Source organism: Mycobacterium asiaticum, assembly GCF_001673365.1.
Classification (GTDB): Bacteria; Actinomycetota; Actinomycetes; order Mycobacteriales; family Mycobacteriaceae; genus Mycobacterium; species Mycobacterium asiaticum_A.
In genome coordinates this window covers 1-12,032 of sequence record NZ_LZLS01000216.1, presented here as the reverse complement: position 1 = coordinate 12,032, position 12,032 = coordinate 1, and the positions used below count along the sequence as shown (strand labels likewise).

At 65.2% G+C, this 12,032-nt stretch carries 13 protein-coding genes; 4 read left to right on the top strand and 9 right to left on the bottom strand.

Going from position 1 to position 12,032, the window contains the following annotated elements:
• The 3 genes from A5634_RS25660 to dxr form a co-directional block, all read right to left on the bottom strand.
• On the bottom strand, positions 1-673 hold a 673-nt coding region (locus A5634_RS25660), incomplete at its 3' end, for a flavodoxin-dependent (E)-4-hydroxy-3-methylbut-2-enyl-diphosphate synthase (RefSeq protein WP_172831790.1).
• 19 nt (positions 674-692) lie between these two features.
• Positions 693-1,907, bottom strand: a complete 1,215-nt coding sequence (locus tag A5634_RS25655) for a M50 family metallopeptidase (protein ID WP_065146843.1) — start codon at positions 1,905-1,907, stop codon at positions 693-695.
• Between the two features lie 19 nt (positions 1,908-1,926).
• Positions 1,927-3,126, bottom strand: a complete 1,200-nt coding sequence (dxr, locus tag A5634_RS25650) for a 1-deoxy-D-xylulose-5-phosphate reductoisomerase (protein WP_065146842.1) — start codon at positions 3,124-3,126, stop codon at positions 1,927-1,929.
• A 164-nt stretch (positions 3,127-3,290) separates the two neighbouring features.
• Here dxr and A5634_RS25645 point away from each other — a divergent pair, with 164 nt between their 5' ends.
• The 4 genes from A5634_RS25645 (at position 3,291) to A5634_RS25630 (ending at position 6,776) form a co-directional block, all read left to right on the top strand.
• Entirely contained in the window at positions 3,291-3,956 is a 666-nt protein-coding gene (locus A5634_RS25645) for a fasciclin domain-containing protein (RefSeq protein ID WP_065146841.1), read from the top strand.
• Between the two features lie 94 nt (positions 3,957-4,050).
• Positions 4,051-5,772, top strand: coding sequence for a cytochrome c biogenesis protein DipZ (locus A5634_RS25640; RefSeq protein ID WP_065146840.1), 1,722 nt, complete (start codon positions 4,051-4,053; stop codon positions 5,770-5,772).
• Positions 5,773-5,839: 67 nt separating this feature from the next.
• Complete coding sequence (locus tag A5634_RS25635) at positions 5,840-6,412, top strand: fasciclin domain-containing protein (protein WP_065146839.1); 573 nt, start codon at positions 5,840-5,842, stop codon at positions 6,410-6,412.
• 103 nt (positions 6,413-6,515) lie between these two features.
• On the top strand, positions 6,516-6,776 hold the full coding sequence (locus A5634_RS25630; protein WP_065146838.1) for a DUF2631 domain-containing protein: 261 nt from the start codon (positions 6,516-6,518) through the stop codon (positions 6,774-6,776).
• 19 nt (positions 6,777-6,795) lie between these two features.
• Here A5634_RS25630 and A5634_RS25625 read toward each other — a convergent pair whose 3' ends face one another.
• From A5634_RS25625 to pyrH, 6 genes are all read right to left on the bottom strand, one after another.
• A complete protein-coding gene (locus A5634_RS25625) occupies positions 6,796-7,656 on the bottom strand; it encodes a cytochrome c biogenesis CcdA family protein (protein ID WP_065146837.1) in 861 nt (286 codons plus the stop codon).
• 5 nt (positions 7,657-7,661) lie between these two features.
• Positions 7,662-8,159, bottom strand: a complete 498-nt coding sequence (locus A5634_RS25620) for a protein disulfide oxidoreductase (protein ID WP_065146836.1) — start codon at positions 8,157-8,159, stop codon at positions 7,662-7,664.
• 234 nt (positions 8,160-8,393) lie between these two features.
• Entirely contained in the window at positions 8,394-9,500 is a 1,107-nt protein-coding gene (gene rlmN, locus A5634_RS25615; protein ID WP_065146835.1) for a 23S rRNA (adenine(2503)-C(2))-methyltransferase RlmN, read from the bottom strand.
• A gap of 13 nt (positions 9,501-9,513) precedes the next feature.
• A complete protein-coding gene (locus A5634_RS25610; RefSeq protein WP_065146834.1) occupies positions 9,514-10,440 on the bottom strand; it encodes a phosphatidate cytidylyltransferase in 927 nt (308 codons plus the stop codon).
• Between the two features lie 32 nt (positions 10,441-10,472).
• Positions 10,473-11,030 carry a ribosome recycling factor gene (frr, locus tag A5634_RS25605; RefSeq protein WP_065146844.1) on the bottom strand — a complete coding sequence of 186 codons (558 nt, stop codon included), beginning with the start codon at positions 11,028-11,030 and terminating at the stop codon, positions 10,473-10,475.
• Positions 11,031-11,170: 140 nt separating this feature from the next.
• Positions 11,171-11,944 (bottom strand): UMP kinase, encoded by a 774-nt coding sequence (pyrH, locus tag A5634_RS25600; protein WP_065146833.1) that lies wholly within the window; start codon positions 11,942-11,944, stop codon positions 11,171-11,173.
• Between the last annotated feature and the right edge of the window lie 88 nt (positions 11,945-12,032).

The following is a 12,032-nucleotide window of genomic DNA, read 5'->3' as shown; positions in this document are numbered from 1 at the left end:
GGAACGCTGGACCGGCTTCGGTGACACCCAGATGCAGCGGATAGTCGCACTGGGCAGCCAGTTGCTCGTAGGCGGCGACCATCACGACCGGGTCGTTGTGCTTGACGCTGATCTTGATATCGCCGAAGCCGTGTTCCTCGAACAGCGAGGCTTCCCACAACGCCGACTCAACGAGCGCCTCCGGTGTCGCCTTGCCGTATTTCTGCATGAACCGCTTGTCCAGGGAGCCAGCGTTGACGCCGATCCGGATCGGGACGCCTGCGGCGCCGGCGGCTTTGGCGACCTCGCCGACCCGGCCGTCGAACTCCTTGATATTGCCCGGATTGACTCGCACGGCGGCACACCCGGCGTCGATCGCGGCGAAAATGTACTTGGGCTGGAAGTGGATGTCGGCGATCACCGGAATCTGGCTGTGCCTGGCGATTTCGGCCAGCGCGTCGGCGTCCTCTTGACGCGGGCAGGCCACTCTGACGATGTCGCAACCGGCCGCGGTCAACTCCGCGATCTGCTGCAGCGTGCTGTTGACGTCGTGCGTCTTGGTGGTGCACATCGACTGCACCGCAATCGGATGATCACTGCCGACCCCGACGTCGCGCACCATCAGCTGACGCGTCTTGCGCCGGGGGGCCAGCGTGGGTGCCGGGGGCTGCGGCAAACCCAGGCCTACCGTCACTTGTTCTCGCCTTCTCTCTCTACTGGAAGAGCCGGATGGGGTTGACCACGTCAGCGGTGACGGTCAACAGCATGTACCCGACCACGAAAATCAGGACCACGTACGTCGCCGGCATGAGTTTGAGGTAGTTCACCGGTGCGGCCGCGACCTTGCCGCGCGCCGAACGGATCATGTTGCGGATCTTCTCGTAGCACGCGACGGCGATATGGCCGCCATCAAAAGGCAACAGCGGCAACAGGTTGATGGCGCCCAGAATGAGGTTCAGCTGCGCTAGGAAGAACCAGAACGCCACCCACAGGCCGTGGTCGACGGTGTCGCCACCGATGATGCTGGCTCCCACCACGCTCATCGGCGTCTGCGGGTCTCGTTCTCCGCCGCCGATCGCGTTGAGCAATGCCCCGACCTTGGTCGGGATGGCGGCCAACGACTTGCCGACCTCGACGGTCAACTCGCCCGCGAAGACGACGGTGGCCGGGGCCGCGGTCAGAACGTTGTACTGGGTGGGCTCGTTGCGTGGAGCTCCCACCCCGATGGCACCGACCGTCGCGGGCTCAACGTCATTGCCCTGTCCGCTGGGAACGAAGCGGCGGGTGTTCTCGACGGCGACGTAGGTGGTGACGGTCTTACCGTCGCGCTCGACCACCACGGGGACCGTCCCGTGCATCTTGCGTACCGCGGTGGCCATCTCCTCGAAGGTGGACACCGGGGTGTCGCCGACCTTGACGACGGTGTCACCGACCCGGATTCCGGCGAGTGCCGCGGGACCCTGGCCCTCGCACTTGTCTAGTTTGCCCTGGGTGGTTTCCGGTGCGACGCAACTGGTTTCGCCGACGACGGCCTTCGTGGAGGGATGCAAGTTGGGCAGCCCCCAGACCACCGCGATGCCGTAGAGCAGCACCAGGCAGATGACAAAGTTCATGCCCGGCCCGGCGAACAACACCGCGACGCGTTTCCAGGTCGCCTGCTTGTACATCGCGCGGTCCTGCTCATCGGGATCGAGTTCGTCGACCGGAGTCATGCCGGCGATGTCGCAGAAGCCACCCGCGGGGATGGCCTTGACGCCGTACTGCGTTTCGCCGCGGCGGGTGGACCACAGGGTGGGCCCGAAGCCGACGAAGTAACGGCGCACCTTCATGCCGGTGGCCCGCGCGGCCCACATGTGACCGCACTCGTGCAGGGCGACCGAGATGAGAATGGCGAGTGCGAACAGCACAATGCCGGTGACGAACATCATCAGTCTGTAACGACCTTTCTCACGCCGTGCCGGAGACTCTGACCGGAGCGGGACTAGCAGTCGCGATCGCATGCTGCGCTCGCGCACGGGCCCAACGCTGCGCCTCGAGTACCTCGTCCACGGTAGCTGGTAAAGCGGCCCATTGGTCGGCAGCGTGCAGCACTTCGGCGATGGTGGCGACGATCGCCGGGAATCTGATGCGGCCGGTGAGAAACGCCTCGGCGGCCTCCTCGTTGGCCGCGTTGTAGACGGCGGTCAGGCATCCGCCGGTTTCACCCGCGTGCCGGGCCAACTCCACGGCCGGGAAAACCGAACTATCCAGCGGCTCGAACTCCCAGGTCGAGGCGGTATCGAAGGCGCACGCCGACGCGGCACCACTGACCCGGCGCGGCCAGCCCAGTGCCAGTGAAATCGGCAGCTTCATGTCCGGCGGGCTGGCTTGGGCGATCGTCGAACCGTCGGTGAAGGTCACCATTGAATGAACAATCGACTGCGGGTGCACCACCACGTCAATGCGGTCGTAGGGGATGCCGAACAACAGGTGGGTTTCGATGAGTTCGAGCCCCTTGTTCACCAGGGACGCCGAATTCAGGGTGTTCATCGGCCCCATTGACCAGGTGGGATGCGCGCCAGCCTGCTCGGGGGTGACGTCCTCGAGATCCTGTGCCGACCAGCCGCGGAACGGGCCGCCGGAGGCGGTCAGCACCAGCTTGGCGACCTCGTCGGGGCTGCCGGCGCGCAGGCACTGCGCCAGCGCGGAGTGCTCGGAGTCGACGGGCACGATCTGGCCGGGCCGCGCCGCCCGCAGCACCAGCGGCCCCCCCGCGACCAGGGATTCCTTGTTAGCCAGCGCCAACCGGGCGCCAGATTCCAGCGCGGCCAGCGTCGGTCGCAGACCCAGCGCACCGACCAGCGCATTGAGCACGACGTCGGCCTCGGTCTGCTCGACCAGTCGAGTCACCGCGTCTGGTCCTCGGAACGGGACTCCCGCCCGCTGCGCGGCATCGGCGTCGGCGACGGCGATGTTGGTGACGCCGGTCTGGGCGCGTTGGGCCAGCAGCGTGTCGAGGTTGTTGCCCCCGGCTGCCAGACCCACCACTTCGAAGCGATCCGGGTTCGCGGCGATGACTTCCAGCGCCTGGGTACCGATCGATCCGGTGCTGCCCAGGACCAGCACTCGCACACGGCCTTCGGCATGTCCGTCACCGCAGATAGTCACCTGACCATTGTGCCGCTTGGCTATGACAGTTCGGGCCCGCTCGGGACACCTTTTCTCTCTCGGACCCATCCGTAATCGCCATCACTCCGAATACCTATCGTGACGGCACCGAAGCTGGCGCCAGATCTCGTCTCAAAAGCCTTCCATCACAAAGGAATTGATACTTGATGAATACACAGGCAAAGTCAGTTGCGGCAGCGGCGCTGGCCGCGGTCGCGATCGCGGGGTTCTCCGGATGCTCGAGCGACAAGCCGACCACGCAGGGCAGTAGCAGCGCCGCGGCGCCGAGTATGAGCGTTACGGCGGCGCCCAGCCCGGCCAAAACCGATCCCGCCGCCGACCTGGTAGGCCCCGGCTGCTCGGAGTACGCCGCGCAGAACCCGACCGGTCCCGGCTCGGTGGCCGGGATGGCACAGGATCCGGTAGCGACCGCGGCATCCAACAACCCGATGCTCACCACGCTGACCTCGGCATTGTCTGGAAAGCTGAACCCCGGCGTCAACCTGGTCGACACCCTCAACAGCGGCCAGTACACGGTGTTCGCACCCACCAATGCCGCCTTCGACAAGCTTCCGGCGGCCACCATCGACCAACTCAAGACCGACGCCAAGCTGCTGAACAGCATCCTGACCTACCACGTGGTCAACGGCCAAGCGAGCCCGGCCAAGGTCGCCGGTACCCACAAGACGCTGCAAGGCGCGGATGTGACGGTGACGGGCGCCGGCACCAACCTGATGGTCAACAACGCGGGCCTGGTGTGCGGCGGGGTGCACACCGCGAACGCGACCGTGTACATGATCGACACGGTGCTGATGCCTCCGGGTCAATAACGCAGCCTTCCGCGAACAAGGCAGCCCGCGCACGACGGGCTGCCTTGTTCGCGTTCGAACCAATCCGAACCCGTTGCCGTAACGAATAACTGACATGTGGACCCTTGCGTTGATCGGTTTCCTCGGCGGCTTGATCACCGGAATATCACCGTGCATCCTGCCGGTGCTTCCGGTGATCTTCTTCTCCGGCGCAAACAGCAGCGCGGCAACGGAATCCAGCGGCGCAGTGGCGGTCAAGACCAAAGGATCCCAGCGCGCACGGCCCTACCAGGTGATCGGCGGCCTGGTGCTCAGCTTCAGCGTGGTGACGCTGCTCGGTTCGGCACTGCTGTCAGCGCTACACCTGCCGCAGGACGCCATTCGTTGGGTAGCTCTGGTCGCATTGGTGGCGATCGGCGTCGGCTTGATCTTCCCGCGCTTCGAGCAGCTACTCGAGCGGCCGTTCTCGAAGATCCCGCAAAAGCAAATCGCCACGCGTGGTGGTGGTTTCGGGCTCGGCCTGGCACTGGGGGTGCTGTATGTGCCGTGCGCCGGACCGGTGCTGGCCGCGATCGTGGTGGCCGGGGCGACCGCGCAGATCGGCGTGGGCACCGTCGTTCTCACCGGCGCGTTCGCGATCGGCGCCGCGGTGCCGTTGCTGTTCTTCGCTCTTGCTGGCCAACGAATAGCCAACCGGGTCAGCGCATTTCGTCGCCGTCAACGAGAAATCCGGATCGGCGCGGGCATCGTCACGATCCTGCTCGCGGTCGCGTTGGCGTTCGACCTTCCTGCCATGCTGCAGCGCGCTATCCCCGACTACACCGCATCGCTACAGCAGAAAGTCGGTGGCTCGCAGCAGATCCAGGACAGACTCGGCGGCATCGTCACCGCCCAGAACGCGCAGCTGTCCAACTGCACTCAAGGCAGCACGCGACTCGAGAATTGCGGTCCCGCACCGGATCTCAGGGGCTTAACCGGCTGGCTGAACACCCCCGGAAACAAACCGATTGCACTGAATTCGTTGCGCGGCAAAGTAGTTCTGATCGACTTCTGGGCATACTCCTGCATCAACTGCCAACGGGCCATTCCGCACGTCACCGGCTGGTACCAGGCCTACCACGACAGTGGATTCGAAGTAATCGGCGTCCACACCCCCGAATACGCGTTCGAGAAGGTGGCGGAGAACGTCGCCGACGGCGCGGCCGACCTGGGCATCAAATACCCGATCGCGCTCGACGACAACTACTCGACCTGGACCAACTATCGCAATCGCTACTGGCCCGCCGAGTATCTGATCGACGCCAACGGCACGGTACGACACCTCAAGTTCGGTGAAGGCGGCTATGACGACACCGAACGGTTGATCCGGCAACTGCTCACCGACGCCAAGCCGGGCGTTCAGCTTCCCGGCCTGGTGGGCGCACCCGACCTCACGCCGAAAGCCAGCACCACCGCCGAGACCTATTTCGCCGTCGGCAAGGCTGTCAACTATGGCGGTGGTGGCGAATATGACGAGGGCACAAGAACATTCGCCTATCCGGCTAACCTGGCCTCGGACAGCTTCGCCCTGACCGGGAGGTGGTCACTGGATTACCAGGGCGCAACGGCCAGCGGCGACGATTCGGCCATCAGACTCAACTACCACGCCAAGAACATCTACGTCGTCGTCGGTGGCACCGGCACCCTCACCGTCACGCGCAACGGCACGACCACCACGCTGCCGATCGACGGACCGCCGACCTCCCGCCAAATCGTGGCCGACCCGCAGTCATCTTCGGGAGCCATCGAGGTGCACCCGAGCAAGGGCTTGCAGGTTTTCTCGTTCACTTACGGCTGACACCCGTCCAGAACCGGCTTCGTTCCGAATCAACCTGTGTCGGGGTTCAACTCAAGGAGGAGCGAGCATGAAAACGAAAATTGCAGCCGCCGGTTTGGCGGCCACCGCGATCGCCTGCGGAGTGGCTCTGGCCCCCAGCGCCGCGGCCAGCGATCTGGTCGGCCCGGGCTGCGCGGACTACGCCGCGATGAACCCCACCGGCCCTGCGTCGGTCCAGGGCATGTCGCAGGTCCCCGTCACCGAGGCCGCGGCGAACAACCCGATGCTGACCACGTTGACTTCGGCGTTGTCCGGCAAGCTCAACCCACAGGTCAACCTCGTCGACACCCTCAACAGCGGGCAGTACACGGTGTTCGCGCCGACTGACGCCGCGTTCGACAAACTGCCGGCGACCACCATCGAAACGCTCAAGACCGATTCGGCGATGCTGACCAGCATCCTGACCTACCACGTGGTGTCCGGCCAGGCGAGTCCGAACAGGGTCGTGGGCACGCACAAGACGTTGCAGGGCGCCAGCCTGACGGTCAACGGTCAGGGCAACAGTCTGCGGGTTAACAACGCCGGCGTGGTTTGTGGCGGCGTGTCGACCGCCAACGCGCAGGTGTACATGATCGACACGGTGCTGATGCCACCGTCCTGACGGCCGCACCGGGACACGACGATCCCCTCCGGTCGGCTTGGCCAGGGCCAAAGCGCCTGTGCCAGAATGATCAGGCAGTGTCAATCCGACCGGAGGGATCGCCGTGGCCAGTACTGAGGTGGAGCCGTACTACTCCGACGGCGTCGACGAGGCCGACGTGCCATCCGCGCAGTGGGGATGGAGCCGGATCAACTACCGCACCTGGTATGTAACGGGGTTCTTCATCTTCGGCTTCCTGTTGGTGATGCTGCACGGCAACCACGTCGGACATGTCGAGGACATCTTCTGCATCGGATTCGCCGTCGTGGTGCTCTTCGTGCTGGTGCGTGACATCTGGGGCCGTCGCCGCGGCTGGCTCAGATAGCTCTGTGCGCCCGGTCCGGTCATGACTGAGAGCGGTACTTACGCCGGTACCACGTGACGGACGCGACGACCATCGCCACTAGCGCGACGCCCACCCAAGGCCAGGCACCATGTTGGTGCACCCAGCCCGCCACCGTGCCCTGTAGTCGGCCGGCAGCGGCGATGACGGCATCCTCGGGATTTCCGTTGCCGCCGAATAAACGCACTTCGTAGAGCCCGTAATAGCCCACATAGCAACCAACGAGAACCAGCAGCACTCCGCTGAGGCGGCCGACGAACGGCAGCATGGCCCGCATCCGATCCACAAGAGCCGAACTCGCGGTGGCCACCGCAACGGCCAGCACGCCGACCACCAGCGTCAGCCCAGCAATATAGGCCGCGTAGATGGCCACCCCGCCCCACAGTGAGCTGCCTTTCAGCCCGGCCCCGGTGACCGCAAGAAACGGTCCGACGGTGCACGACAGCGAAGCAATCGCGTAGCTGACGCCGTAGCCGAACATCGAGCCCAGGCGTGCGGTCGGTGCCCAGCGTGGCCCGAACGGCTTCAGCGCGGCAAGGTTTCGACCGGACAGCAGCCAGGCGCCGAGCCCGACCAGCACTACACCGATCAGCACGGTGACGTAAGGCAGGTAACGCTGCACGGTGCTGGCCGCCGAGATGGTCAGCACACCGAACACACCGAAGACCGTCACGAACCCGAGTGCCATCCCGACAGTGGCGGCCAGCGCCCGTCCGACCGCGCCGATCGGGTTCCCGCCATCAGCCGATCGTTGCCCGCGCACCACCAGCAGCAAATAGGCGGGCAGCATGGCGAATCCGCACGGGTTGAGCGCGGCCACCAATCCGGCGGCGAACGCCAACCCGATCAAGGGCTGGTTCATGCCGGTCAGGAAAGCGCGGCGACGCGGCCCGACAGCTCCTGCTGGGACATGGCCGAGGTGGTGTTGTTGACGAACTCCGAGGAGCCGTCGGCTCGGTAGAACACCCACGCCGGCTGCCAGGGCACGTTGTAGCGGGCCCAGATCGCGCCGTCGGCGTCGTTGAGGTTGGTGAAGTTCAGTCCGTACTTGGAGACGAAGCCCTGCATCTGCGCGACGTCCGAATGTGCCGCAATGCCAACGAAAGTGACTCCAGGGTTGGCGGCCGCGACCCGGCTGAGCCCGGGAGCTTCCGCGTTGCAGAACGGACAGAACGGCGTCCAGAACCACAACACCGCCGGCTTGCCTTGCAGCGTCGCGCCGTTGAAACCGGCGCCGCTGAGGGTGGTGCCGGTGAAGTTCAGCCGGTCATCGACGGCGCCCGCGCGCGGCGCCGTGGTGACGCCGAGCATCAGTACGGCTGCGATCGCGGCGGCAAGCAACTTGAGCGGGGACAAGAGTTTCATCACAGACCTCGTTCGCTGGGGTTTTGCCTTGAATCACGTATTACCCCGCTTAGCGGTTCAGCTACCCGCCTTCGGCGGCAGCTGTCCACACGCTCGGGCTCAACGGCCTGTGCTCCAGCTACCCGCCTTCGGCGGCCAGCTGTCCACACGCTCGGGCTCAACGGCCTGTGCTCCAGCTACCCGCCTTCGGCGGCCAGCTGTCCACACGCTCGGGCTCAACGGCCTGTGCTCCAGCTACCCGCCTTCGGCGGCCAGCTGTCCACAGGCCGCGCTGATCTCACGGCCGCGGGTGTCCCGCACCGTGCACGAAACACCTTGCGCTCGAACGCGTTTGACGAACTCTCGTTCCACCGGCTTGGGACTGGCATCCCAGTCGCTGCCCGGGGTCGGGTTGAGCGGGATGAGGTTCACGTGGGCCAGCGGACCCAGCGCGCGGTGCAGCCGCTTGCCCAGCAAGTCGGCCCGCCACGGCTGATCGTTGACGTCGCGGATCAGTGCGTACTCGATCGACACCCGGCGCCCGGTCACGTCGGCGTAGTAGCGCGCGGCGTCGAGCACCTCGCTGATCTTCCACCGGTTGTTGACCGGCACCAGCGTGTCGCGTAATTCGTCATCAGGGGTGTGCAGCGAGACCGCCAGCGTCACACCAAGCCGCTCGTCGGCAAGCTTGCGGATCGCCGGGGCCAGACCAACCGTCGACACCGTCACCGAACGGGCCGAAATGCCGAAACCGGACGGCGGCGGCTCGATGATCCGGCGCACCGCGGCCACCGTCCTGGCGTAGTTGGCCAGCGGCTCCCCCATCCCCATGAACACCACATTCGACAGCCGATCACCGAAGTCGTCGCGCAGTGCGACCGCGGCGGCACGCACCTGCTCGAGAATCTCGGCGGTCGAGAGATTTCTGGTCAGCCCGCCCTGACCGGTGGCGCAGAACGGACAGGCCATCCCGCAGCCGGCCTGCGACGAGATGCACACCGTGTTGCGCTGCGGATAGCGCATCAGCACCGACTCGACGGTGGCGCCATCGACGGCGCGCCACAACGTCTTTCGCGTCTGTCCCGCATCGCAGGTCACCTCGCGCGCCGCGGTGAGCAAGACGGGGAACATGCTCGTCGCAACCTGGTCGCGTACTGCGGCGGGCAGGTCGGTCATCTGGTGCGGATCGGCGATCAGCCGTCCGTAGTACTGGTTCGCCAGCTGTTTGGCGCGAAACGCCGGCAGGCCGAGTTCGGCGACGGCTTCGGCGCGGCCGTCGGCGTCGAGGTCGGCCAGGTGCCGCGGCGGTCGCCGAATCGAGCCGCGAGGCGACGGCTCTTCGAACACCAACTGTTGGACCATGACCAGTCCAGTATCAGGGCAACAGGGTCAATACGGTCCACGCGGCCACCGACGACGGCAGAATGCCGTCCAGCCGGTCCATCAAACCGCCGTGGCCGGGCAACAACCGGCCCATGTCCTTGATGCCCAGATCCCGCTTCACCTGGGATTCGATCAGGTCGCCCAGCGTGGTGGTGAGAACGAACAGCAGCCCCAGCAGCGCACCCACCCACCAGGTCTTTCCGGCCAGATAGGTGGCGGTCAGGATCGTTGCGGTGATGCCGAAGATCAACGACCCGGTGAAACCCTCCCAGGACTTCTTCGGGCTGATCTTGGGCACCATCGGATGCTTACCGAACAGCGCCCCCACCGCGTAGCCGCCGGTGTCCGAACAGACCACGGCGATCATCATGCAGAACACCCAGGCCGGGCCGTGTTTGGGATCGTAGACGAGCATCGCGGCAAACGACGCGAACAGCGGAACCCAGGCGGCCAGGAGGACCGTGGCCGAAACGTCGCGCAGGTAATTGCTCGACGGCGGCTTGCCATCTGCCTCTGCATCGTCCTGGACCCGGTTGTCCTGCATGAACAGCCGCCAGATCATGCACACCACAACCATGCCGCCGAAGCCGGCCGCCGCCCCTTCGGCGCCATACGGCCAGGTCAACCAGAGGGTGACCTGACCGCCGACCAGCAGCGGTATCACCGGGATCAGGTAACCGGCCTCGCGCAGCCGCCGCACCACCTCGTGGCTGGCCACCAGCGCCGCCGTTGCGCAGTACAGGACCCAGAAATGCGGAAACCACAACAACGTTGCGATGAGGACGGCACCGATACTGACACCCACCGCAATCGCGGCAGGCAGGTCGCGCCCCGCCCTCGACGTCTTCTTGGGGGGCTGCGTCGTCACGTCGCCCGGTTCGTCGGGCGGACTGTCGGTGCCGGCATCGGTGGTGGCCACGGATTTGGGTGAACTGAGTAGCTGGATGGCCTCTAGACCTCCAGCAACTCGCCTTCTTTGTGTTTGACCAATTCATCGATCTGAGCGACGTACTGGTGGGTGGACTTTTCCAGGTCCTTTTCCGCCCGCCCGACTTCGTCTTCTCCGGCCTCGCCATCCTTGCGGATCCGGTGCAGTTCCTCCATCGCTTTGCGACGGATGTTGCGGACCGAGATTCGCGCGTCCTCGCCTTTAGCCTTGGCCTGTTTGACCAGATCGCGCCGCCGTTCCTCGGTGAGCTGCGGTATGGCCACCCGGATGATGGTGCCGTCGTTGGTGGGATTTACTCCCAGGTCGGAATTGCGGATCGCGGTTTCGATGGCGTGCAGTTGGCCGGCCTCGTAGGGCTTGATGACGACCATCCGCGCTTCGGGCACATTGATGCTGGCCAACTGGGTTATCGGAGTGGTTGCGCCGTAGTAGTCGATGGCGATCCGAGAAAACATTCCCGGGTTGGCGCGACCGGTGCGAATGGTCGAAAGGTCGTCACGGGCCACCGATACGGCCTTTTCCATTTTCTCCTCGGCATCGAAGAGAGCCTCGTCAATCATCTGCGCCACTCCTCCTCATCGCTGCGCTCTGCATCGTCGCCGGCGCGAATCATCTGCGCCACTCCTTCTCATCACTGCTCATCACTGCTCATCACTGCGCTCTGCATCGTCGTCGGCGCGAATCATCTGCGCAATTCCCCTCAGGTGGTGACCAGCGTCCCGATTTTCTCACCCGCGACCGCCCGCGCAATATTGCCATCGGTCAGCAGGTTGAACACCAGGATCGGCATGCCATTGTCCATACACAGGCTGAATGCGGTGGCATCGGCCACCCGCAGGCCGCGGTCGATCACTTCGCGGTGACTGATCGCCGTCAGCAATTCGGCGTCGGGATTCTCCCGGGGATCGTCTGCGAACACACCGTCGACCGCCTTGGCCATCAACACCACATCCGCACCGATCTCGAGAGCCCGTTGCGCCGCAGTGGTGTCGGTGGAGAAGTACGGCAACCCCATGCCGGCACCGAAGATGACCACCCGGCCCTTCTCCAGATGTCGTACGGCACGCAACGGCAGATAGGGCTCAGCGACCTGACCCATCGTGATCGCGGTTTGGACCCGCGTGGCGATGCCTTCTTTTTCCAGAAAGTCTTGTAATGCGAGGCTGTTCATCACGGTGCCGAGCATGCCCATGTAATCCGAACGGGTCCGTTCCATGCCGCGCTGCTGCAGCTGCGCGCCGCGGAAGAAGTTGCCGCCGCCGATCACCACCGCGACCTGCACGCCGTCGCGAACCACCTCGGCGATCTGGCGGGCCACCAATGCGACCACATCGGGATCCAGTCCGACCTGGCCGCCGCCGAACATTTCGCCGCCCAGCTTGAGCAGCACCCGCGAGTACTTCGACGACGGGCTGCTAGTACTGGTCCTCGGGGCTGCCGGGCCGCCGGCTTGGGTCTCCCTGGACTCAGTCATCGGTCTCCTCACACGAGAGCGCCATCCCGGCAAAGACCCCGGAACGGCGCCCCTCATCCTGCCTCATTGTCCCGCTTTGGGGTGGGCC

Excerpts from the sequence above, each read along its gene's own strand:
- A5634_RS25655 (WP_065146843.1), bottom strand. The coding sequence starts at position 1,907 with ATGATGTTCGTCACCGGCATTGTGCTGTTCGCACTCGCCATTCTCATC.
- A5634_RS25640 (WP_065146840.1), top strand. The coding sequence starts at position 4,051 with ATGTGGACCCTTGCGTTGATCGGTTTCCTCGGCGGCTTGATCACCGGA.
- A5634_RS25635 (WP_065146839.1), top strand. The coding sequence starts at position 5,840 with ATGAAAACGAAAATTGCAGCCGCCGGTTTGGCGGCCACCGCGATCGCC.
- A5634_RS25625 (WP_065146837.1), bottom strand. The coding sequence starts at position 7,656 with ATGAACCAGCCCTTGATCGGGTTGGCGTTCGCCGCCGGATTGGTGGCC.
- A5634_RS25620 (WP_065146836.1), bottom strand. The coding sequence starts at position 8,159 with ATGAAACTCTTGTCCCCGCTCAAGTTGCTTGCCGCCGCGATCGCAGCC.
- rlmN (WP_065146835.1), bottom strand. The coding sequence starts at position 9,500 with ATGGTCCAACAGTTGGTGTTCGAAGAGCCGTCGCCTCGCGGCTCGATT.
- frr (WP_065146844.1), bottom strand. The coding sequence starts at position 11,030 with ATGATTGACGAGGCTCTCTTCGATGCCGAGGAGAAAATGGAAAAGGCC.
- pyrH (WP_065146833.1), bottom strand. The coding sequence starts at position 11,944 with ATGACTGAGTCCAGGGAGACCCAAGCCGGCGGCCCGGCAGCCCCGAGG.